Consider the following 23,406-nt stretch of genomic DNA (forward strand, 5'->3'; position numbering starts at 1 on the left):
AAAGAGCCGTGATGCCAACTACGTCATTCAGAGAGGAGATCAGGGTCATGAAGAAACTCGTAATGTGGGCGATGTGTACCTTGTGCGTGGCGAGCTTTCCGGTTGCCGCGCAAAGCTTGCTGAATTCCCATCAAAGCGTCGAGATCAAGGCGTCGATCTGGAAGGTTTGGGACGCGGTCAAGGACTTCGACGGTGTGCACAAGTGGCACCCGATGTTTGCGGACGACGTGCTCAAGTCCGGCGCCAACGACGAAATCGGATCGGTGCGTACCCTCACGGTAAAGGATGGTCCCAGCTTTGACGAAGAGTTGCTGTCCTTCGATGCGCTCGACAAAAAATTCAGCTACAGAGTCATCGATCCGGCGCCCGTGCCGGTTGCCGATTATGTTTCCACTTTCCAGGTCGTCGAGGGCAGGCGCGGTTACACGACGATCCTGTGGCGCAGTTCCTTTCGGAACAATTCCGACGGCAAGATGAAAGACGAGGAGGTCATCGGCTTCATCGATGGCGCGTACCGGGCAGGCCTGGACAACCTGAAAACCATGTTCGAATCAAGATAAAGCCCGGCGGCGCCCGTCGTGCAATGCGCGACGGGCGCCATCGATTCGTCCCGACCCGTCACGCCGGCAATCGGCCAGCCATGGCCAAACAAACCAATCCCGATCAGGCACGGCTCGACCGCGTGGTCGCCGAGGCACGTCGGCATAGCAGTGAACGAGAGGCAACCTATCGCGAGCGGGCGCTCAAATTATTTCCATGGATTTGCGGGCGCTGCGGTCGCGAATTCTCGGGTGTACGCCTGCGCGAATTGACGGTGCACCACAAAGACCACAATCACGACAACAACCCGCTCGATGGCAGCAACTGGGAACTACTCTGCATCTATTGCCACGAAAACGAACATGCGCGTGTTGCGGATGAAGCGGTCAGGGGAAGAAGTCCTGGTGATCAAGGGTCCGTGGCAACCCATAATCCATTCGCCGACCTGCAAGCGAGGCTGGAAGAAAAAAAGGTGAAAGGGCCGCGATGACTCGGCGAATGGGGGTTGGGGGTGGGGCGGGAATCGTGGCTAGGGCGCGCTACCCGCAAACGGGTGACTTCGTCACTAACGAGTTCGCGCGCCAACCGGAAATCCTTATTTACGGAACCAGGGTGAAGTTCTGTGTGGCGTCCGCCGCGGAAATGTCCTTCGAGAAGGATTGGGTCTGATAGCCGGTCGCGGAAGCTTCCACCGCGTACTGGCCCGCCACCGCGGATTGTGCGGCCAGCGCAATCGGCAAGGTGCCCGAACCGTACTGGCCCAGCAGCGGCGCACTGGCAGGCAAGGCCAGGCTATACGCGCCGGATAGGAGATCGGCACCCTGCGATTTCACCGTCACGGTCGGCCCGCTCCCCAAGGTCTGCTTCGCCGCCACGAATACGACCTCTTCGGATGCGCTGACCGGGTTCAACGTTACATTGCCGCTGATGCTGTGCGAAGCGGACACCGGTAACAAAACCGGCGCGGCATTGGAACTAATCGAAACGATGCTGTTGTCGTTCGCGACCGGCACGGCAGCGATGGCTGCCGTGGCATGGTCGTCCGCGGTGATCACGACGTCATAGGTTCCAGGCGGAATGCGAGCGAGAAAGAATTCGCCGGTTTGCGGATCCGGCACAGTGGAATTGACGACCCCACCGTTTACCTCGGCCGAAACCATGACTTGATTGCCGAGCAGCGACGCATCGACAAACCCCTTGATTCCGTTCAGTGAGGTGGGAATGACCTTGATCACGGGTTTCAGCGCATACATGCCGTTGCCGCGGGTCACGATCGACTTGCAGGCATCGAAATCCAGCACCACATCCGTCCGCTGTCCTGAAGCCACATCGAACGAGTTGACCAGCTTGATTCCTGACTGCACTGCGCTGGGGGTAGCCAGCGGGATCTCGGTGGTCGTTCCAGACAGGACAATCGAGTTCGCGATGGGCTGTCCGGTGTTTGCCGCCAGCACCAGACGCAGTTGGGTGTAATGTCCAACAGTCAGCGGCGTTTCGCCCAGGCTTTCGAGCACGCCATTGTTGAGATCGAGCAGATTGATTTTTCTGGCGGGGTTGAGGGTGATGTCGGTCCAGCCATCGCTGGAGTCCGGCGCAACGGAACTTTGGTGTATGCGTACTTTGCGCACGGTCACATTGACCGCGTCAAAACCGCATGCCGGCGCATCGGTCAGGGAGACCCCCATCGTTCCAGAAGACGAACCCGAACCACCGCCGCATCCGGTCATCAGAACGGCCACCGTAAACAATGCCGGTAGCCAGCGAAATCGTTTGGTGATTTTCTCAAGTCTATTCATGCGCTTCTCTCTTCATCTTTACGCAATATCCGATGGCGACGAGACGCCGGTATGCTGCCCATTGCATGGGACCGCATTTTAGCGAATAGATTGCTTGCCTTGCGTCGTACACCGCGTGTGTCGGCTTGCCCGTCCCTTCCAATGGCCCGTCGCCACCACGGCCAGCGCCGAGTGCTACCGCGCTTTGGCTCCGCATCGCTCGATCATCCCTCGGAATCCGGCATTGTGTTTGTCCTGCCCGTCGGGGTGTTATAAGGGCCTGACTTACGGCCGGATAACCAGATGTCTCATCTATCACGAGGAGAGCCACATGCAAATCAGATCATGGTTCGGCGCAATCGTTGCGATCCCTGTGTTGGTACTCACCGGGTGCGCCGACACCCACACGCCGCAGAATGCGATGACCTCAGGGTCCGGTAAGGCGCAAATCACCCTTCTCTACGATGCCTTCGGAAAGACCTCCGACTTGCAAAAGGACTGGGGTTTCGCGGCATTCATCGAATACGGCGGCAAGCGAATCCTGGTCGACACCGGTAACAACGCCGATATTTTCGCGCATAACGTCAAGGCCAAAGGTATCGACCTCACTCGACTTGATTTCGCGGTCATTACCCATCGCCACGGCGACCATACCAGCGGCCTGAATTACCTGATGAGCGTCAATCAGAAGGTCAAGCTTTACGCGCCCAAGGAGAACTTTGGCGTCTTCGGCGCGGAATTGCCGGGGACGTTCCTCAAGTCCAATGATGCCCTGCCGCCTGAGATGCGGTACTTCGATGGAAAGGTGCCGGAGAAGATGCGCTTTGGGACCCCTTGGCCGCAAGGCAACTTCGAGTGGGTGACCAAGACAACCGAAATTGCTCCGGGATTTCATCTGATCCTGTTGAAGGGGAGTTGGGGCGTAGATCTGGACGTGATGGAAATCTCTCTGGCGATCGATACGCCCGACGGCATCGTCCTGGTGGTCGGATGCAGCCATCCCACGATCGAAAAAATCGTGGAGGCGGCCCAGGCAGCGATCAACAAGCCGATTCACCTTGTCATTGGTGGTACGCATCTACTGCCTGCGAAGGACACCGAAATCGTTCGCATCGCCACCGCGCTGCGCGACGAGTGGCGAGTTGAATTCGTCGCGCCGGTTCATTGCACCGGAGAAGCGGCCTTTGCAGCTCTGCAACAGGCCTTCGGCGATCGCTATGTGTATGCCGGTCTCGGCACCACGATTGTGTTGGGTCCGACGGTGAAGACACTTGCAGCGGACGGACAGCCCCGGATGCAAGCCATGGACGACGAAGACCTGCGCAGCTACCGCACACTCCTGGCCCAAAGCGACGACAGTCGGGAACAAATGCTGGCGCAAAACGAGCCGTAAACTCCACGGACCTGTCAAATCAAGTCCGCGCTACTATCGATGAAACCGGTTTCCTACTTTCACCTTTCCTCTTTAACCTTTAATCTTTCCCCTTGTTTCTCCAAGAGTACTTATGACCATCCAATGGTTCCCGGGCCACATGAGCCTGGCGCGCAAGAAGGCAGCCGAGACCATGGAGTGGGTCGACGTCGTCATCGAAGTCGTCGATGCGCGTCTGCCCGAGGCCAGCAGCAACCCGATGATCAAGACGTTGCGCGAACATCGTCAGCGTCCTGCCCTCAAGCTGCTCAACAAGGCCGACCTGGCCGATCCCGCGGCGACCAGGGCCTGGCTCGATTTCTATAATCGGCAAAAGAGCATCAAGGCGGTCGCGCTGTCGTGCAAGAAGCCGTCCGACGTTGCGCGCGTAACCGGCTACTGTCAGTCGATTGCGCCCCATCGCAGCGACAATACGAAGCCGCTGCGCATGCTGATCATGGGCATCCCCAACGTCGGCAAATCGACGCTGATGAACGCGCTGGTGAAGCGCCGCGTCGCGGCGGTCGGCGACGAACCGGCGGTGACCAAGTCGCAGCAAAGCTTCGACCTGAGCACGGGCATGACGATCACCGATACACCCGGGCTGCTGTGGCCGAAGATCCAGTACCCGAGCGACGGCTACATGCTGGCGGCCAGCCACGCGATCGGCACCAACGAAGTCATGGAAGAAGAAGTCGCCGCATTTCTCGGCGACATCCTGCTCGCCCGTTATCCGAAGCTGCTGACCGCGCGCTACGGCTTCGCACTCGACGGCATGGATGGCCCAGGCCTGGTCGAAGCGGTCGCCAAACGCCGCGGCTGCCTGATCAAAGGCGGCAGACCCGACCTCGAAAAAGCTTCACTGATCCTGCTCGACGACTATCGCAGCGGCACGCTAGGGCGGATCAGCCTCGAAACGCCGGAGACGCGAAATGAAATGATGGCGGCCGCTAAAGAGACAGCGAACGGAGAACAGTGAAAGGAAAGAGAGGAAAGACAGAACTGAGTAGGAACTTGAAAGACAAACCGGTTTCCGCCGTTCACCGTTTATGATCGAATACCCGTGCGAAGCCAGGAGTACCCTTCTAGATCGGTACCCCGTGGGCGCTTCTCCTCCCTCCGCCTGTCACGCGGCATCGTGAAAGATGATGCCCAGCGCATGGCGATGGCCGGAGCGAATCCGGCTTACGCCGTGCCGGAGCTTGACGCGATAGCTGCCGCGCGTGCCTTGCACGGGTCGATTGTTCACCGCGAAGACGACGCCGCTTCCCTGATCCAGCGGCACGACCGTGGCACGCGACTGCATGCGGGGCCGCTGTTCCGTGAGCACGAATTCGCCGCCCGTGAAATCCCGCTCCGGCTTCGAGAGCAGGAAGACCACCTGCAACGGGAATACGTGCTCTCCGTACAGATCCTGATGCAGGCAGTTGTAATCGCCTTCTGCATACTGCAGCAGGAGCGGCGTCGGCCGGATCTGGCCGGCGCGATGACAGCGGTCCAGGAACTCCGCATGATTGCCCGGGTAGCGAACGGCAATGTTCATGGTTTCGTTCCAGCGGTTGGCGATGCCGGAGAGGCGCGGATACAGCGCAGTGCGCAGGCTGGCGATCAACTTGGGAAGCGGGTAGGCGAAGTATTTGTATTCGCCACGCCCGTAGCCATGGCGAGCCATCACGACCCGGCTGCGGAACTGCTCATCGACTTCGTAGCCCGCGGCCAGGGACGCACATTCTTCCGGCGAGAGCATCGAATGCATGACCGCGTGGCCCTCGGCATCCAGGCCCGCGGCCACGCGCTGCCAGTCGACCGCCGCCATTCGCTCTGCCACGATCGATGCAACCATGGGAGCTTCCGAAAGCGAAAGCCGGCGCTGAGTGGCTGCTCTCATGCATGACATCGCTTCTCTCATGACTGGGCTTCACGATCGAGCAACGCCCGCTTGCGCTCCACGCCCCAGCGGTAGCCGGAGAGTCCGCCGTCGTTGCGTATCACGCGATGGCAGGGGATGGCGACGGCAATCGCATTCGATGCACAAGCCTGGGCGACTGCGCGAATCGCTCTCGGCGCGCCGATGCGTTCGGCGATTTGCGCATAGCTCGCTGTCGAGCCCGCCGGTATCTCGCGCAGGGATTGCCACACCCGTTGCTGGAAAGCCGTGCCGCGCACATCGAGCGGCAGATCGAGCCCCAGCGCCGGCGCTTCGACGAAGCCGACGACCCTGGCCACGAATTTTTCGAAATCCCTGTCACCGCCGACCAGACGCGCTTTCGGGAAGCGGTCCTGGAGGTCATGCAACAAAATGTCCGGGTCGTCTCCGAGCGCGATTGCGCAGATGCCCTTGTCGGTGGCTGCGACGAGGATCGAGCCCAGCGAACATTCGCCTACCGCGAAGCGGATCGATTCGCCCGCACCGCCGGCACGAAAACTCGCGGGCGTCATGCCGAGCACTTCGGCAGACTTGGCGTAGAAGCGCCCGTTGGAATTGAACCCGGCGTCGTAGATCGCTTCCGTCACGGTGCCGCGCTTGGGTAATTCATCCCGCACGCGCTGGGCGCGGCGCGCGGCCGCGTAAGCCTTCGGCGTCACACCGGTGATGCTTTTGAACACGCGATGGAAATGGAACCGGCTCATCCCCGCGGTTTCGGCAAGCGTGTCGAGATTCGGCATCTCGTCGGACGTTTCGATCAGCCGGCAGGCCCTTGCGACGCCCGCCGCGTGTTGCTCGACGAGCCCGGGCGCATTCGGCCGGCAGCGCTTGCACGCCCGGAATCCCGCCTGTTCCGCTTCTTCGCAGCTTGCGTGGAAACGGACATTCTTGCGCAGCGCCGGCCGCGACGCGCAGGACGGCCGGCAATACACGCCGGTGGTCCGCACCGAATAGTAGAAAACGCCATCGGCACTGCGATCACGGCATACCACGGCTGCCCAGCGCTCCTCTTCGCTGGAAAACGATGCTGCATTCAGTGCTTCGTTCGTCCTCATGAATCCCATGATAATGCTCCTGTCGGGTTCGACGGGCCAATGGCGCGTCCGTGACCGGATAATGGAAGATGATGGACCTGCGAACACTCCGGTCCTTGCTTTTGAATTCACCAGAAACAGCCTTGGCCGGGACCTGCTGTGTTCAAATGGGACCGTTCCGGATGTCTTTCCAGCTTATGCCAACCATGACCCAATCAGACCGCCCGCTCAGCACAGCCGAACTCGATCAGCTCGAGCAGTTGCTCATGTCGGACATCTTCCATGAAGAAGCCATGCCGCTCGACATGCTGCAGGGACTGTTCTGCGCGGTGGCCAGCGCTCCCGACCTGATACCACCCAGCAGTTGGCTGGCTGTTGCGCTGGGGGAAAATCCTGACTATGAGACAGCGGAGCAGGCCCGCGAAATCCTCGATCTGGTGATGCGCTTCTACGGCCAGACCGTGCTGGAACTGGACGACGGCCGGGGCATCACGTTGTACGTCTTTCCCGATGAGGAGGGCGAGGACGACCTCGCTATCTGGTGCGAGGGTTATCTCGAAGGGGTGGTGCTGTCGGAAGCGGACTGGTACGAACACGGAGACCCGGACGAAGTGGAAGAACTGCTGTTCCCGTTCGTGCTCCTCTCGGGCCGGATGCGGGAGGCCGCCGAGGAGGCGGGGGATGCGGTACCGAGCTTGGAAGAAGAGCGCGACATGCGACGCGAAGCGGCCGACTCCATGGGGGATTCGGTGATGGCGATGTATTCCTACTGGCTCGACAAGCGCATCTCCCACGCGCCGATCCGGCGGGACGGCCCGAAGGTGGGGCGCAACGACCCTTGCCCCTGCGGCAGCGGGAAGAAGTACAAGAGTTGCCATGGCAGCAGTGACACGAACTGAATGAAGAACAGTGAGCAGTGAACGGTGAACAGTGAACGGTAAAAGGAAAGAGAGGAAAGACAGGGCTGAGTAAGAACCTAGAAGACAAACCGGTTTCCCACGTTCACCGTTCACCGTTTATTATTCACTGTTACTATCCCCGATCCAATGAAGCGATCGCGAAAGGATGCCGGCCATGGCGATGAATACCAAGAAAATCGAGAGTCTGGTCCGCGAGCTGTTGATCGAAATCGGCGAGGATCCCGAACGAGAGGGCTTGCTCAAGACGCCGCATCGCGTTGCCGCCGCGCTGGAATTCCTGACGTCGGGCAGCCGCACCAATCCCGTAACGGTCATCAATGGCGCGATCTTCACGCAGAAGACCAACAGCATGGTCATCGTGAAGAACATCGAGGTCTACAGTCTGTGCGAGCACCACATGCTTCCGTTCTTCGGTCGTTGCCATATCGGCTACATTCCCAACGGCAAGGTCTTTGGTCTCAGCAAGCTGGCGCGGCTGGTCGACCTGTATGCGCGACGCCTGCAGATTCAGGAACGTCTCACCGAACAGATTTCGCAGGTGGTGATGGATTCGATCGGCGCGCAAGGCGTCGGCGTGATGATCGAAGCGAAGCACCTGTGCATGATGATGCGGGGCGTGGAGAAACAGAACTCGGAGATGATCACTTCGTCCGTGGTCGGAAGCTTCCGCGATTCCGCCGCGACGCGCGAGGAGTTTCTCGCTCTGGTCGGAAATCGCGGCGCGTAACCACGGGCAGCGCCGGGCCAACCGGGTTTCAGATGTAGAGAGTTGGACTTGATCGGATAGACGCAGTTGGCCAAATGACGAGTCGTTTCTCTACGTGTCTTCGTGCCTTAAGGTGAAACACTTACGGCTGAAGCTGTCGTGGTGAGATTCTAGGGTTCCTCAGCGTCTTTGCGGTCAGCCTTTTGCTGGAAACACACCGCGATTCAGTCCGACATTGGCTAACCCACATGGTGCACAAGGGCATTCGGTCACCGGCGCGCGAATAACCTTCCTTCGCGTTGATCGCGCCCACACGTTGTAGCTCGGGACCGTGCCCGAAAAGCGCCGAACTCCCCGGCTCGGCTGCGCCGCTTGAATCCCGACTGACCGCCGCCATCTAGGGTCCATACGGAGACCCCCTGATGACTTCGCGTGACCTTTCCCGCCTGATGTGGAGCGAAGCACTGTCGCTCCTGGAGCAAGCCGACCGGCTGCACCGCCAGTTCTGTCGTCCCGCTGCGGCGAAGGCCCCCGCTTGGGAGCCGCCCGTGGACGTCCTTGAAACCGCGGACGCGGTCCGGGTGCACGTGGCGCTGCCGGGTGCGGCCGCCGATTCCGTCGTAGTGGAACTGGAGCCCGGTGCCATCACCATTTCCGCGCGCAGGGGTTTCCCGCTCGAGTCCTCGGAAGGCCAGCCGGCGCGCATCCACGCGCTGGAGATTCCGTACGGGCGCTTCCAGCGCCGGATCGGCCTGCCCACGCAGGCGCTTACGCTCGCCGGCAAAAAATTGCAGGACGGTTGCCTCACGCTCACTTTCAGCAAGAAGGAGTCGACATGAATTACTGGTCCACGATGCAGGACATGCTTTCGCCAGAGGAAGCCGGCAAATCCGCAAAGGCGCCCAATCCCGCGCGCGGCAGTACGACGTTGAAGCCGTTGCCGGAAGACGCGCTGGTCATCGTTCCGCTGCGTAACGCCGTGCTGTTCCCCGGCGTCATGTCGCCGATCACGATCGGCCGCGCGTCCTCGGTCGCCGCGGCCCAGGAAGCGGCACGTGCCGAGAAGCGCGTCGGTTTCCTGCTGCAGCGTGATCCGGAGAAGAACGAACTGACCCCGGACGACCTGCACTGGGTCGGTACGGCGGGCCAGGTCGTGCGCTATCTCACCAACGAGGGCGCCCATCACCTGGTCGTGCAGGGGCAATCGCGTTTCCGCGTGCTCGAATTCCTCGAAGGCTGGCCCTTCCTGGTGGCGCGCGTGGCGATCGTCGAAACCCCGGAGGAATCCAGCGCGGAGATCGAGGCGCGCTTCCTGCAATTGAAGGAGCGTGCGGTCCAAGCCATCCAGTTGCTGCCGAACGTGCCCGACGAACTCGCTGGCGTGGTGCAGGCGATGACCTCGCCCGCGCTGCTCGCGGACATGGTCGCCAATCTGCTGGACGTGAAGAACGAGGAAAAGCAGGCCGTGCTCGAAAGCTTCGAATTGAAGGGCCGCCTGGATAAAGTGCTGGCGCTGCTGAGCGAGCGCGTCGAAGTGCTGAAGCTTTCCAAGGAGATCGGCGACAAGACCCGCAAGGAGTTCGACGAGCGCCAGCGCGAGCACGTGTTGCGCGAGCAGATGCGCCAGATCCAGAAGGAACTCGGCGAGGACGAGGAGGGCGCGGCGGAGATCGAGGACCTGAAGAAGGCCATCGACGAAGCCGGCATGCCCGAAGAGACGCTCAAGCATGCAAGGAAGGAATTGAAGCGCCTGCAGCGCATGGGCGAAGGCAGCGCCGAGGGTTCGATGCTGCGCACCTATCTCGAGTGGCTGAGCGAGCTCCCCTGGAAAGTCACCGGGACGAAACCGATCGACATCGCGCAAGCGAGGACGGTGCTCGACGAGGATCACTATGGTCTGGAGAAGGTTAAGCGCCGCATCCTCGAGTACCTCGCGGTGAGGAAGCTCAATCCGGAGGGAAAAAGCCCGATCCTGTGTTTCGTCGGCCCGCCGGGCGTGGGCAAGACCTCGCTCGGGCAGTCGATCGCGCGCGCCACCGGGCGCAAGTTCCAGCGTGTCTCGCTGGGCGGCACCCATGACGAGGCGGAGATCCGCGGCCACCGGCGCACCTACATCGGCGCATTGCCGGGCAACATCATCCAGGCGATCCGGCGCGCGGAATCGCGCACCGGCGTGCTGATGCTCGACGAAATCGACAAGCTTGGCGCGGGAGGATTCCACGGCGATCCGTCGAGCGCGTTGCTGGAAGTGCTCGATCCCGAACAGAACGCCAAGTTCCGCGACAACTACCTCGGTGTGGACTTCGACTTGTCGAAGGAGATGTTCATCGCCACGGCGAACGTGCTCGACACGATTCCCGGGCCGTTGCGCGATCGCATGGAAGTGATCCAGCTTCCGGGCTATACCGAGGAAGAAAAGCTCGAGATCGCCCGGCGTTATCTGGTGAAGCGCCAGCTCGAGGCCAACGGCTTGAAGCCGGAGCAGGCCACGGTAACAGATGCGGCCATCCGCGCGATCATCGGCGACTACACCCGCGAGGCCGGGGTACGCAACCTCGAGCGCGAGCTCGGCTCGGTGCTGCGCTCCGCGGCGATGAAGGTCGCCGCAGGGCAGGCTGACTCCGTGACGCTGGATACAGTGGACCTGCATACCATTCTCGGCGCGCCCCGGTTCGAAAATGAACTCGCGCAACGCACCGCGATGCCGGGCGTGGCGACCGGACTGGCCTGGACGCCGGTGGGCGGCGACATCCTGTTCATCGAGGCGACGCGGGTGCCGGGTTCCGGAAAGCTCATCCTCACCGGGCAACTTGGCGACGTGATGAAGGAGTCGGCGCAGGCGGCGCTGACCCTGGCCAAGATGTACATCGGCGAATCCCTCGACAAGACCGACCTGCATGTGCATGTGCCCGCGGGGGCGACGCCGAAGGACGGTCCGAGCGCCGGCGTGGCGATGTTCCTGGCGCTGGCGTCGCTGCTGGCCGGCAAGCCGGTACGCGCCGATGTGGCGATGACGGGCGAGATCTCGCTGCGCGGGCTGGTGCTGCCGATCGGCGGCGTGAAGGAAAAGGTGCTCGCCGCATTGCGCGCCGGCATCAAGACCGTGATGCTGCCGAAGCGCAACGAGAAAGATCTCGAGGACGTGCCCGCGGCCGCGCGCGAGAAGCTCGAATTCGTATGGCTGGAGAATGTCGAGGACGCCGTGCGCTGCGCGATGGGTTTGGAAGTGGCGCAGCTTTTTGCGCCGACCGGCAAGAAAGCGGCGTAAAAGTAAGGGACGAGGTTCGAGCCTCGTCCCTACGTGTCAATGTGTCACGCATCACGTTGTTCTTTAGTCCTCGCGTGTAAGTCCTTCTGGCCTCGAAATCTCTTGTCGTTTTTTACAAGCGCTTGTCATTCGGTGCCGGCGCCGGAGCGGCGAATCACTCGATTGCCGATCAGGATGCAGGTACGATAGCGGCACACGCAGAACTACAGAGTCATAACGACAAGAACCGTTCCAACGGCCGTGACCCTCCAGCAGAGGCGCCTTGTTGCGCTCGTCGACTATGCACAACAATCGATGCGCACGCGCAGCCGGGTGGTGTCGAATGTTGCCGATCACGGGAGTTTCCTGCTTTCCGACCACCAGGCCGGCGCCATCGAAGGTATTCGGCTGAATGACGGCGGCGCGGACGGCGACGACGAAATCTGGCTGTCGGTCCCTCATCCCCCGGGACCGGAAGTTCCCCCGCAAGCCGACAGTCCCTGGCTGGCGCCTTGGCTCAACGTGGGCGCGGCGATGCTGGTCGCTCCACAACTTGCCACCGAGATCGAGGGCGCCGCGCTCATCGCCGCCGGTACGCATCGGGACGCCGGCAAGCCGGCCGCAAGCCTGGCCGAGGCGGCCGATCCCACCGTGGACCCGCACTCGCGCGTGCGGTTTGCGGATTACGGGTTTCGTGCGGAAGTCGTGGCTCAGCACGCCCGCTATCTCGAAACCGTCTGGACACGCTGGGCCGAAGCCGAGCGCAAGCGTCGGCGGCTCTCCAATCTCTACGTCAAACTCTTTACGTTGCAGCAGGAGCTCGCCGGTGCCCTGATCGAGGGCCAACTCGAACTGGTTTGGGGCATGGGCCTCGGTGTCGCCAGGAAATCGGGTACGGCGTTCGCCTACCCGCTGGTGACGCGCCTGGTCGACCTGAGCTTCGATGCCGGGTCGCAGGCGGCCGAAGTGCGCCCGCGCGACCTCGACCCGCGGCTGGAACTCGAACTTTTCGCGCAGGCCGAAGGACCCGCCACGGCGGAAGCGGAGAAAGCAGCCGAGGATTTTCTGGCGAGCGCGGCTGAACCGCTGTCGCCGTTCGAACCCTCGACCTACGAACCGCTGCTCGACATCGCCAGGCGTTGCCTCGGTGCAAGCGCGGCCGCAGCCGAATCGTCGAATTCGCTCGCCCCGATCGCGGCAAATGCCGACGAAGAGCTGAAGATCACCGCTGCGTGGGTATTGTTTGCCCGGCCGCGCAGCACCAATGTGACGATGCAGGACCTGGAGCGTTTCCGCGAGGTGCTGAACGGGCTCGACGAAGACGCCCAGCTTCCCGAGGCGGTCGCCGCGCTGGTGACCGAACCCGCGACCGAAAATGCACCGCTTCGGCTGCCGGCGTATCGCGGCGTGAGCGCGGTGTACCACGAGAGCGCCGCATCCGAATCCGCGGATGCAAGGGATCTGTTTTTTCCGAAGCCCTTCAACGATGAGCAGGCTCGCATCGTCCAGTTGCTCGAGACTTCCGACGGCGTGGTGGTGCAGGGGCCGCCGGGCACGGGCAAGACCCACACCATCGCCAACATCATTTGTCACTGGCTGGCCAACGGCCGCCGCGTGCTGGTTACCTCGATGCGCGATCCGGCGCTCTCGGTGCTGCGGGACCAACTTCCCGAAGCCATCCGGCCGCTGGCGATCTCGCTGCTCGCCGCCGAGCAGGACGGGGTGAACCCATTCGAGCATTCGATCCAGAAAATCGCCACCGAAGTGCAGAGCCTCGATGTTCTCGCGCTCGGCCGCGAAATTGCGCGGCTGGAGGAGACCATCGATGCGTTCCATGGCCGTCTGAAGCGCATCGATACCGACCTGGGGCGCTGGGCGAAACTCAATCTCTCGCGCATCGAACTGGGAGGCGAGAGCATCGACCCGCAGGATGCCGCCGCCGAAGTGGTGCAAAAAGCGGGACAGTTCGAGTGGATTCCGGATGCGCTCGGGGTCGGGCCGCAGTATGCGCCACACTTCACCGGCGACGACATTGCACGTTTGCGTGAAGCGCGCAGGCAGCTCGGGCGCGAGATCGACTACGCCGGCAACGTGATTCCGGTGCCCGCCGACTTTCCCGACACATTGCAGTTGGTGAAGGCGCATGACGAACTGCAGCGTTTCACACGGCTCATCGCGCAAGCGCGAGCCAGCGAACTGCCGGCGCTGGCGGGCTCCGGCACCGAAGCGATCACCCAGGCACGGGCGCTGGGCGAACACATCGCGCGGGTCAAGGCGCTGCGCGGCGACATCGCCGCGCTACGCCTGCCATGGCCGGACGAAGTCGTCGAACGCATGAAGCGCGGCGAGCCTGAGGAGGCGTTCGAAGTACTGGATGCGCTCGCGTTCGAGATCGAGCAGGCGGCCACGCAACGCATGAAGTCGCTGGCGCGGCCGGTCATCCTGCCCGAAGTGGCGGAAACCGATGCCGGATTCTTGCAGGCGGTCACCAACCTGGCCGAGGGCCGCCGCGCCTTCGGATTCTCGTCCCTGTTCGGCAAGCCGGAGGCCGGGAAACTGCTCGACCTGGTGCGGGTCAGCGGCGCACCACCGACGGAGGCGGGCGACTGGCAGAGCGTCCTTGATCATCTCGCATCGCAGAAAAAAAGACGCGCGCTCACTGCGCGCTGGAATGCGCTTGCCCCGGAACTCGGATTTCAATCCGTTCTCTCGATCGACGCGAAAGGGCGTCTGTCCGCGGATTCCCAGATCGCCATGTACGCCAAGGTCAAATTGCTCGCGAGAGAGGAGTTCGAGCTTTCCCACGAAGCGATGGATCTGTTCCCGGCGTGGCCGCGCGCGGCCTTTGCCGGACTCGACGCGGAGGCGCTTGCCGAAGTGGAGCACGCGCTTTCCCATCATTTGAACAAGCATCAACTAGGACAGATCTCCGGTGTACTGGAGGGACTGCATCGCGCACTGGAAGGAAAGCGCGGCAAGATCGTCGACGACCTGCGCGATTTTCTGGCACGCGCGCTCGGCAATCCGGCACTCGACGAATCCGTGCTGCTCGCGCAATGGGGCGTGCTCATGACGGAGCTGGCGCGCCTGCATGTGCTTGCCGTGCCGCTGGGAATCGTCAACGAGATCACCGCAAGGATCGCCGAATCCGGTGCACCAAAACTGGCGCGGGGGCTGAGGCAGGCGGCTGAGGGCGACGAAGACAAGGCGCTGCCCGAGACGCTGCTGCGCGACTGGCGGCTGCGCCGTCTCGCCACCCATCTGCAGGCGATCGATGCACAGGAGGAGTTCAAGAAGCTCTCCGCCGCGCGAGCCGGCATCGAACACGATCTCGCGCGTGCCTACGACGACCTGGTCGTCAAGCGCACCTGGCTGAAGCTCGCGGAGAACGCCACCCCCGGCGTGCGTGCGGCGCTGCAAGCCTATCTGAACGCCATCCAGCGCATCGGCAAAGGCACCGGCAAGCGCGCGTTCCGCTACCGTCGCGATGCGCGATTCGCGGCCGCGGAAGCGCACCGCGCGGTGCCGTGCTGGATCATGCCGCACCATCGCGTCTCCGAATCGCTGCCGGCGCAACTCGGCTGCTTCGACCTGGTCGTCATCGACGAAGCGTCCCAGTCCGATCTTTCCGCGCTGCCGGTGCTGTTGCGCGCGCGCAAGCTCCTGATCGTCGGCGACGATCGGCAGGTGTCGCCGCAGGCGATCGGCCTCGAAGAGGAAAGAGTCAAGGCGCTGATGCAGCGCTATCTCCCGGAGCAGGTGCCGCTCTACCGCGCGCAAATGTCGCCGGATCGTTCGATCTACGATCTGGCGAAGGTGGTGTTCGCGCGCAGCGGCGTGATGCTGAAGGAGCATTTCCGTTGCGTGGCACCGATCATCGAGTACTCAAAGCGGGAGTTCTACGCCCACGAGTTGCGTCCGCTCCGGCTCGCCCGGAGTTCGGAGCGCCTCGATCCCCCGCTGCTGGACTACCTGATCGGCGATGCCCGGCGCGACAACGGCGTCAATCGCGCGGAAGTCGAATTCATCGTAGGCGAAATAAAAGCGCTGGCCGCCGATCCGAAGATGCGTCAGCGTTCGGTCGGCGTGGTTTCCCTGCTGGGCGAAGAACAGGCAGTGCGGATTTGGGACCGGCTGACGGAAGAACTGGGACCTGATGTGATGCGCCGGCACGCCGTCACCTGTGGCGACGCCCGGCTGTTCCAGGGCCGCGAGCGCGACATCATGTACCTGTCGATGGTCTCCGCGCCGAACGAGGTCGGTGCACCGCTTTCCCGGGATACGTTTGCGCAGCGGTTCAATGTCGCGGCCTCGCGGGCGAGAGACCGGATGATCCTGGTGCGCTCGGTCGAGTTGCATCATCTTTCGGAGTCCGACCGGCTGCGCCGCAGTTTGATCACTCACTTCGCGCGGCCGTTCAGCGAGGAGCCGGTGCGCGTGACGGATTTGCGCGAAGTCTGCGAGTCCCCGCTCGAGCGAGAATTGTTCGACTGGCTGAACGGGGAGGGTTACCAGGTGACGCCGCAAGTGGCTGTCGGGGCCTATCGCGTCGATCTTGTGGTGGAAGGACGCGACGATGCGCGCCTTGCGGTCGAGTGCGATGGCGACAAGTACCACGGGCCGCAGCAGTGGATCGAGGACATGCGCCGGCAGCGATCGCTCGAGCGGGTGGGTTGGGTGTTCTGGCGCTGCTTTGCGGCGGCACTGCGGCGCCGGCGCGAAGCGGTGCTCGAGGATTTGCGCCAGGCGCTCTCGGCGCAAGGTATCGAGCCGATCGGGCGCGGCGGCTGGGGGCGCAGAAGAATGACGGAAACCAAGCGGGTTCGTGCGGCGGAGACGGTCGAGGCGGCCTGAATGAGGGACTAGGGGCTAGGGGGAGAAGCAGGGGCTAGGGCTTAGAGATTGAAAATGCAAAGCGCCTTCAATCCCTAGCCCCTAATCCCAAGCCCCTACTTTTCCGTGAGGAAAAGTCCCGGATCGACCGGCACGGAGTTCAGGTAAACACTGAAATGCAGATGCGGCCCGGTGACGCGACCGGTCGCGCCGACCTTGCCGATCCGTGCGCCAGTCGCAACCCGATCCCCCGGTGCCACTTCGACTGCACTGAGATGCGCGTACAGCGTCAGAAAACCCCGGCCGTGGTCGAGGATCACGGTGTTTCCGGAAAAAAAATAGTCGCCAACGTCGATCGTCCTGGCTTCGCCCGCGGCGATGACCGGCGCTCCATCCGGGGCGGGGATGTCCATGCCGTTGTGAGGATTGCGCGACTGCCCGTTGAAGAAGCGCCGCTGTCCGAACGTATTGGAGCGCGGTCCTTCGCAGGGCTGCATTAGCGTCAAGGATTCCGGCGCCGAATCGGTAAAGGTTTTACGCATCTCGGAAAGATGCGCGCGCTCGATCTCATAGCGGGCCAGATCCTCCGGCGAAAGTTCGACCTGACCCGGTTTGACCGTCAGACGTTGTATTGCGTACTGCTTCGGACCGATGGCGAACCCGAGGGTCGACGGTTCGCGACCGGCACGCTCGATGACGAGTGGCAGCTTGCTGCCGGCCTTGGCTTCGAGTGGAATGCCCACGACTGCGAGCCATTCGCTTTCGTCGCCCGCGACCAATACTCTGTTGCCATTGAAACGCGCGATCGGCGGTGTCGGGTCGGGTCCGAGTTTCACGACTGCGACTCCGCCCGGCACTGCCGCGGGCTTCGGCAACGAGGCCGCGATCGCAAGACAGGGGAATGATGTGGCGGCAGCCAGGAACTGGAGGAAGCGGCGGCGTAGCACGAGCGTTATCTTTGAGTCCGTGAGTTGTTCGAATGATACGGGAAAGCAGGGGCTAGGGATGAAGCAGGGGCTAGGGTTTAGGAACCAGTGCATCTACTGCGAACTAACCGATTTGCTTTTTAATTTTTCCCTAGCCCCTAGCCCCTGGCGCTCGGTATACGCGCCCAGTGCCTGTAGAATCACGCCGTCACCTGCCAATCCCGGATTCATGACTACCTCTGCCTTGCCATTGCTATCTCCGCTGGAAACTCGCGTACTCGGTGTCCTGGTGGAAAAGCAACTCACCACGCCCGACTACTACCCGCTGTCGCTCAATGCCCTGGTCGCCGGCTGCAACCAGAAGACCAGCCGCGATCCGGTGATGAATGTCACCGAAGAGGAAGCGCAGGGCGCGCTCGACGAACTCAAGGAACGCAAGCTGGTGACCCATAGCTGGGGCGCTTCGCGACGGGTGGTGCGTTATTCCCACAATCTCCCCCAGGTCCTCGGGTCGGACGCCGGTACGACCGCGCTCATCGCGACGCTGATGTTGCGCGGCGCGCAAACGGCGGGTGAGCTGCGGATCGCATGCGAGCGCCTGTACCGCTTCGCCGATCTGTCCAGCGTGGATGCTTATCTGAGCGAAATGACCGGGCGTCCGGGCGGCGCGCTGGTCATCAAGCTGGCGAAGCAGCCCGGGTCGCGCGAACATCGGTGGATGCATTTGCTCAACGGCGCGGTCGATGCCGCCGCGGCCGAATCCCCCGCACCGCACTCCGAGTCCACGGGCGGTGCAAGCCTCACCGCGCTTCAAGCCGAGGTCGCCGGTTTGCGGAACGAAGTAGCGGAACTGAGGCGGCTGGTCGAAGAACTAGGGGCTAGGGGAAATGCAGGGGCTGGGGGCTAGGGGGTTAGTAAAAAGTGCTTTGCAATTTCAATCTTAATTTCTGTAAATTCCGCAGTCCCTGTTTTTCCCCTAGCCCCTCAAAAATGTGGTTTGTTTACATTGTCCGCTGCGCGGACGACACCTTGTACACCGGCATCGCCAAAGATGTCGCGCGGCGCGTCGAGGAACACAATTCGAACAATCTGCTGGCTGCCAACTACACCCGCGCCCGGCGGCCGGTGGCAATGGTTTACGAGGAGGCCGTGGAGACGCGCTCCGCGGCAGCCAGGCGCGAGTACGAGATCAAGCAGATGACGAGGCAGCGGAAGGAAGAGCTCTTGAAAACACGACTGAGGTTAAAGCGCCGGGTCAATGCGAGGGCTTGAAACCCGCCGGTTTTGGATTGCCCGGATAATCGACATGCGGTGCCTGATGGAGACCTGATCATGCCCACGCCAAAGAATCCCGAAGACGATCTTCCCGAAGACCAGCCGGAGGATGAAGATGAGGATGACGAAGGTCCCGCGGGCGGACACTGCCCGATCTGCGAATTGCTGGCGGGCGAATGCGATCACCTGGTCGCGTCGATCGACCTGACCTATTCGGAATTCGTCGCCGGCGCGATCTTCGTGCACGAGCGCGAGCTCCTCGATCTGCTGGAGCATCTCGCCGCCAGCGATCCCGATGCTCTCAAGATGGCGGGTGCGGGACCCGTGCTCGAACACGTCGCGACCCTCGTCAAGGCCGAAACGGAAGCGGGGGCCAGTGCCGGCGACGCGGTCGCCATTCATTTCCCGCGGATCATGGCGGCGGCGAGTCAACTGCTGCAGGAGGATGAAGACGTCACGGTGACCGAAATCGATGCGGCTTCGGAGGATCACTCTGCGGTCGAGAACCTGTGGGCTCAGGAACCGGAATGGATCATCGAACGCCTGATTGAACGATTGGAGGGGTTGGTGGAGGAAGTGGACGAGGGGTGAGGGAATACCTCAATCGAAGGTTTGTTGACCTGGTAACGCACACATGAAAATTTATTCCGGATTCGCGCGTGTTTTCGCCATCTTCCTGCTTGCCTCCAGTAGCATCGCTGCGGAGTCCACGCCCCCGGGACAAGCGGTCACGGCTATCTTTGCGGGCGGATGTTTCTGGTGCGTGGAGGCGGACTTCGACAAAGTGCCCGGCGTGATCGCCACCGAATCGGGCTACGCCGGCGGCAAACTGCAGAACCCGACTTACGAACAGGTGAGCGCCGGCGGCACGGGCCACGCCGAGGCGGTACGCGTAACCTACGATCCCGCCAAGGTCACCTACGAAAAGCTGCTGGACTATTTCTGGCATCACGTCGATCCGACGGTGAAAGATCGGCAGTTCTGCGATATCGGCAATCAGTATCGCACCGCGATTTTCTATCGGGACGATGCGCAACGTAACGCGGCGCAAGCCAGCAAGGCGGCACTCGAAAAGAGCGGTCGTCTTTCACACCTCTACACCGAGATTGCGCCGGCCGGCATGTTCTATCCCGCCGAGGAATACCACCAGGACTATTACAGGAAGAATCCGATCCGTTATAAATTCTATCGGACAAGTTGCGGTCGCGACGCACGGATCGACGAAGTCTGGGGAAAGTAAGGCGGTAACCGGCTACACTCGCGGCAGGCAGTCATTTTGCAGAAAGGGAATTCATGATTCGCAGCTTAGGCAACGCCGTCGCGCTGATGTCGCTCGTCGCGGGTTGTTCCACCCTGGAGAAATTGAAGGAGGAGCCGGATACGACGCCGGCGAATGCCACTGCCGTGATGGAAACCCATCTGGTCAGCGATGGGCTCAAGGGCTTTTTTCCGTTCGAAGGCACGACGAAGACCTATACCCGCGCGGACATGCACCGGGGCGATTCAAACATCAAGGGCACGGGGACGGTCACGCGCTTCCTGATCGGTACCAATGCCAGCTCGCGCATCGAACGGCTGGACAAAAAGCTCGTTTATACGCTCGATGCCAAGGAAAAGACTTACATCGAATGCCCGCTGAAAGGCTGCGGCAGCGGCGTGGCGGAGAAGCCGGCCAAAAAGGAACCGGAGGAGAAGAAGGCGGAAAAGCCGCGCGAGGCTGATTGCAAGATGAAGATCGCGAGTGCGACTTTCACGGTCAAGCAGACCGGGCAGAAGAAAAGCATCAACAGCTTCGACACCGAGCAGTATCAGGCTGCGTGGATCGTCACCATGCAGGATCCGACCGCGCGCAAAACGGTCAGCACGCTCAGCGTGGACCTGTGGACCACGCCGACGACGCCGCAACTCAAGGAAGCGTTGGCCGTGGAGCAGGCCTACGCGAAGAACCTGGCAAACAACCTGGTCAGCATCGCCACCGACGGGCGCAAGACCCAGGTTGTGCCCGAAGAAGCGGCGAAGGTCATCAACACTTATATCTCGCAGTTGCTCACGCCCGCGGACAGGTCTGCGTTCCTGAAAGCGGGGAAGGAGCTTGAGAAGATCAAGGGCTATCCGATCCTGACGCAACTGGCGTGGAACCTGAAGGGCGATGCCTGCGCGGGTTCGCAATCCGACAGCAGTTCCGACAAATCGTCGACGCCCGCGAGCAAAGGCGATCTTCTGTCCAGTGTGACCGATTTCTTCGCGAAGAAGAAGGCTGACGAAACGATGAAGGACATCGCCGACAAGCCGATTTTTTCCTTCACGTCCGAAGTGAAGTCGCACAAGGTGGAGCCGGTGCACGACTCGGTGTTCTCGCCGCCGAGGAACTACACGCTGGCGAATCCGAAATAAGAACGTGACGGCGTGACGCCGTGACGACATTTAACCTTCGATGATCAAACGCAAGTTCAAAGATCTCAGCCGGCGTGACCTCTTGCTGACGATCGTCCCGGTCGTCCTGCTGGCGCTGGCGATATTCGTCTTCGCTTTCCGCTTTGTCGAGCCCGCGCCGCCCGACACGATCGTGATCTCGACCGGTGCGATCGATAGCGGCTATCACATGTTCGCGCAGCGCTACCAAGAGATACTGGCCCGAGACGGGGTCAAGCTCGAACTTCTCCCCTCGGCCGGATCGCAGGAAAACGTCAGCCGTCTGCTGGATGAAAAGTCCGCAGTCGAGGTGGGCTTTCTGCAGGGCGGTTCGGCTTTCGCTACGAATGCGCCCGAGCTGGTTTCGCTTGGCAGCCTCTACTACGAACCGCTGTGGGTTTTTTATCGCGGGCCGGAAATCCACGACTTCGGCGGGCTGCACGGCAAGAAGCTCGCGATCGGCCCGGAAGAAAGCGGCACGCGCGCACTCGCGCTGCAGTTGCTGGCAGTCAATGCCACCGTTATGCCGCCCACCCTGCTTCTGCCCGAGAACGGACAACGGGCAAGCGAGATGCTCCTGCAGGGCAGGATCGATGCCGTGTTCATGGTCGAGCCGCCGGAGTCCCCGCTGGTCGAGCAACTGGTATCGGCACCCGGCATCCGGTTGCTGAATCTCGATCGCGCGGAAGCGTATACGCGGCGCTTTCCCGCGCTGACCAGACTGACGTTGCCACAAGGCGTATTCGACTTCGTGAAAAACGTGCCGGCGCGCGACGTCACGCTGATCTCGCCCACCGCCAACCTGCTGGCCGTCGATGGTCTGCATCCTGCACTCGCCTACCTGCTCATGCGTGCCGGCAGCGAAATCCACGGCGGTGCCGGTCTGCTGCACAAGGCGGGCGACTTTCCTGCGCCGCTGAATTCGGAATTTCCGCTCAGCGCCGAGGCGAAGCGTTATTACAAATCGGGCCCGCCGTTCCTGCAGCGTTACCTGCCTTACTGGGCAGCGGTGCTGGTGGACCGGTTGTGGATCACTTTGCTACCGGTGCTGGCCCTGCTGTTACCGCTGGGGCGCATCGCTCCGGCGGTCTATCGCTGGCGCGTGCGTTCGCGCATCTACCGCTGGTACGCAAAACTCAAGGAAGTGGAGCTGGAACTGGAACTGGATGACAATTCCACACCGGAAAAATTGACGGAACTGCTCACGCGACTCGATCAGATCGAGCGCGCTGTCAACCGCATCAACACGCCGCTGGCCTACACCGACAACCTCTACGCGTTCCGCCAGAACGTCGACCTGGTCAGGCAGCGCGTGCGCGCCCAACTGGGTAGCGGGGGGCGCGGACGGAGGCAGGACGACTGCCGCCCGGCGGTGCCGGCCTGATCCGCCTCCGCCGCTAAGGCGTGAACACGGCCGCGTCCGCGCGTTGTGTTCCCCGAATGCCGGGCAAGGTGCCATCTGCCGGGACGACTCCGCCCGGTGCCGGGTGCGCCCGCTATGATGCGATGTCGGATCAGGAATCGAGGGTTGCGAGAAATTTTTGCAGAAGGTCGGTGACTTCGGCCGGCCTTTCCTGCTGGATCCAGTGGCCGGCGCCGTCGATGAGCTCGCACACGCGCAGGTCGTCCACCCAACGCTTCATATTTTCGACGAGGTCGACGTTCGGCACGAACTTCAGCACGCCGTCGCGTTTGCCGCCGATGAAGCACGCCGGCCGCGTGATGCGCGCGCCGCTGAGCGCGGTGAGCCTTTCCCAATCGCGCTGCTGGTTGCGGTAACGGTTGAGCGGCCCGCGGAATCCGCTCGTTTCGAATTGCGAGACGAAGTAGTCCAGATCGCGTTCGGTCAGCCAGTCCGGCAGCACGGCGGGATCCGTCAGACCTTCGAGCATTCCCGCATCGGGCGATTTGTCGGTACGGAACATGCCCCTCGGCGCATCGCCCGAGCCGCAGAAATAAATCGTGCGCAGCGCCTTGCGGATATCGGCTTCGAATTCGGCTTCGGCGACGCCGGGTTGCTGGAAATAGACCTGGTAGAAAAAACGGCCGGCGTAGATTTCCCGCCATAGGGCGATCGACGAGATCCGGCCTCGCGGCGAATAAGGCACGCTCAGCGCCGCGACTGCGCGAATCCGGTCGGGATGCAGCGCCGTGGTATTCCAGACGATCGGCGCACCCCAGTCGTGGCCGAACAGGATGGCCTGCTTTTCGCCGAAGTGATCGATGAGGCCAAGCACGTCGCCGATCAGGCTTTCCATGTCGTAAGCCTCGACCGGGCCCGGCTTGTCGCTTCCGCCGTAACCGCGCACATCGGGCACGACGACGCGATATCCCGCATCCCGCACCGGTTCGATCTGATGGCGCCACGAATACCAGGATTCCGGCCAGCCGTGGATCATC

At 62.1% G+C, this 23,406-nt stretch carries 20 protein-coding genes; 15 read left to right on the plus strand and 5 right to left on the minus strand.

What is annotated here, in order from left to right:
- Window positions 1-47 precede the first annotated feature (47 nt).
- Window positions 48-560 (plus strand): SRPBCC family protein, encoded by a 513-nt coding sequence (locus tag HY067_04660; protein MBI3527241.1) that lies wholly within the window; start codon window positions 48-50, stop codon window positions 558-560.
- 80 nt (window positions 561-640) lie between these two features.
- Window positions 641-1,030: an HNH nuclease family protein gene (locus tag HY067_04665; protein MBI3527242.1), complete on the plus strand. Its 390-nt coding sequence runs from the start codon at window positions 641-643 to the stop codon at window positions 1,028-1,030.
- Window positions 1,031-1,139: 109 nt separating this feature from the next.
- On the opposite strand, the gene HY067_04670 is transcribed toward HY067_04665, so the two are convergent.
- Complete coding sequence (locus tag HY067_04670; GenBank protein MBI3527243.1) at window positions 1,140-2,267, minus strand: DUF4382 domain-containing protein; 1,128 nt, start codon at window positions 2,265-2,267, stop codon at window positions 1,140-1,142.
- A 379-nt stretch (window positions 2,268-2,646) separates the two neighbouring features.
- Here HY067_04670 and HY067_04675 point away from each other — a divergent pair, with 379 nt between their 5' ends.
- Window positions 2,647-3,708, plus strand: coding sequence for an MBL fold metallo-hydrolase (locus HY067_04675; protein MBI3527244.1), 1,062 nt, complete (start codon window positions 2,647-2,649; stop codon window positions 3,706-3,708).
- A gap of 112 nt (window positions 3,709-3,820) precedes the next feature.
- Window positions 3,821-4,705: a ribosome biogenesis GTPase YlqF gene (ylqF, locus tag HY067_04680; GenBank protein MBI3527245.1), complete on the plus strand. Its 885-nt coding sequence runs from the start codon at window positions 3,821-3,823 to the stop codon at window positions 4,703-4,705.
- Window positions 4,706-4,852: 147 nt separating this feature from the next.
- Here the strand turns inward: ylqF and HY067_04685 are convergent, their stop codons facing one another.
- Together HY067_04685 and ada are read right to left on the minus strand one after the other, a co-directional pair.
- Complete coding sequence (locus tag HY067_04685; protein ID MBI3527246.1) at window positions 4,853-5,614, minus strand: 2OG-Fe(II) oxygenase; 762 nt, start codon at window positions 5,612-5,614, stop codon at window positions 4,853-4,855.
- A gap of 17 nt (window positions 5,615-5,631) precedes the next feature.
- The gene (gene ada, locus HY067_04690; GenBank protein MBI3527247.1) at window positions 5,632-6,708 is read right to left on the minus strand and encodes a bifunctional DNA-binding transcriptional regulator/O6-methylguanine-DNA methyltransferase Ada; all 1,077 of its coding nucleotides are present in this window, start codon (window positions 6,706-6,708) and stop codon (window positions 5,632-5,634) included.
- Window positions 6,709-6,893: 185 nt separating this feature from the next.
- On the opposite strand from ada, the gene HY067_04695 reads away from it, so the two are divergent.
- The 5 genes from HY067_04695 (at window position 6,894) to HY067_04715 (ending at window position 16,414) form a co-directional block, all read left to right on the plus strand.
- Window positions 6,894-7,586 carry a UPF0149 family protein gene (locus HY067_04695; GenBank protein ID MBI3527248.1) on the plus strand — a complete coding sequence of 231 codons (693 nt, stop codon included), beginning with the start codon at window positions 6,894-6,896 and terminating at the stop codon, window positions 7,584-7,586.
- A 181-nt stretch (window positions 7,587-7,767) separates the two neighbouring features.
- A complete protein-coding gene (gene folE / locus HY067_04700; GenBank protein ID MBI3527249.1) occupies window positions 7,768-8,334 on the plus strand; it encodes a GTP cyclohydrolase I FolE in 567 nt (188 codons plus the stop codon).
- Between the two features lie 401 nt (window positions 8,335-8,735).
- Window positions 8,736-9,152: an Hsp20/alpha crystallin family protein gene (locus HY067_04705; protein ID MBI3527250.1), complete on the plus strand. Its 417-nt coding sequence runs from the start codon at window positions 8,736-8,738 to the stop codon at window positions 9,150-9,152.
- 14 nt (window positions 9,153-9,166) lie between these two features.
- Window positions 9,167-11,581, plus strand: a complete 2,415-nt coding sequence (gene lon, locus HY067_04710) for an endopeptidase La (protein MBI3527251.1) — start codon at window positions 9,167-9,169, stop codon at window positions 11,579-11,581.
- 240 nt (window positions 11,582-11,821) lie between these two features.
- On the plus strand, window positions 11,822-16,414 hold the full coding sequence (locus tag HY067_04715; GenBank protein MBI3527252.1) for an AAA family ATPase: 4,593 nt from the start codon (window positions 11,822-11,824) through the stop codon (window positions 16,412-16,414).
- Window positions 16,415-16,509: 95 nt separating this feature from the next.
- On the opposite strand, the gene HY067_04720 is transcribed toward HY067_04715, so the two are convergent.
- Complete coding sequence (locus tag HY067_04720) at window positions 16,510-17,433, minus strand: peptidoglycan DD-metalloendopeptidase family protein (GenBank protein MBI3527253.1); 924 nt, start codon at window positions 17,431-17,433, stop codon at window positions 16,510-16,512.
- Between the two features lie 115 nt (window positions 17,434-17,548).
- On the opposite strand from HY067_04720, the gene HY067_04725 reads away from it, so the two are divergent.
- The 6 genes from HY067_04725 to HY067_04750 all read left to right on the plus strand — a co-directional run bounded on the left by HY067_04725 (window position 17,549) and on the right by HY067_04750 (window position 22,390).
- Window positions 17,549-18,226, plus strand: coding sequence for a YceH family protein (locus HY067_04725; protein MBI3527254.1), 678 nt, complete (start codon window positions 17,549-17,551; stop codon window positions 18,224-18,226).
- An 83-nt stretch (window positions 18,227-18,309) separates the two neighbouring features.
- Window positions 18,310-18,591 carry a GIY-YIG nuclease family protein gene (locus tag HY067_04730; GenBank protein MBI3527255.1) on the plus strand — a complete coding sequence of 94 codons (282 nt, stop codon included), beginning with the start codon at window positions 18,310-18,312 and terminating at the stop codon, window positions 18,589-18,591.
- 60 nt (window positions 18,592-18,651) lie between these two features.
- On the plus strand, window positions 18,652-19,185 hold the full coding sequence (locus HY067_04735) for a hypothetical protein (GenBank protein MBI3527256.1): 534 nt from the start codon (window positions 18,652-18,654) through the stop codon (window positions 19,183-19,185).
- 43 nt (window positions 19,186-19,228) lie between these two features.
- Entirely contained in the window at window positions 19,229-19,834 is a 606-nt protein-coding gene (gene msrA / locus HY067_04740; protein ID MBI3527257.1) for a peptide-methionine (S)-S-oxide reductase MsrA, read from the plus strand.
- 53 nt (window positions 19,835-19,887) lie between these two features.
- Window positions 19,888-20,988 carry a hypothetical protein gene (locus HY067_04745; protein MBI3527258.1) on the plus strand — a complete coding sequence of 367 codons (1,101 nt, stop codon included), beginning with the start codon at window positions 19,888-19,890 and terminating at the stop codon, window positions 20,986-20,988.
- A gap of 40 nt (window positions 20,989-21,028) precedes the next feature.
- On the plus strand, window positions 21,029-22,390 hold the full coding sequence (locus tag HY067_04750) for a C4-dicarboxylate ABC transporter substrate-binding protein (protein ID MBI3527259.1): 1,362 nt from the start codon (window positions 21,029-21,031) through the stop codon (window positions 22,388-22,390).
- Between the two features lie 130 nt (window positions 22,391-22,520).
- On the opposite strand, the gene HY067_04755 is transcribed toward HY067_04750, so the two are convergent.
- Window positions 22,521-23,405 (minus strand): alpha/beta hydrolase, encoded by an 885-nt coding sequence (locus tag HY067_04755; GenBank protein ID MBI3527260.1) that lies wholly within the window; start codon window positions 23,403-23,405, stop codon window positions 22,521-22,523.
- Window position 23,406: the final 1 nt, after the last annotated feature.

This window comes from Betaproteobacteria bacterium, from assembly GCA_016194905.1.
Taxonomy (GTDB): domain Bacteria; phylum Pseudomonadota; class Gammaproteobacteria; order Burkholderiales; family JACQAP01; genus JACQAP01.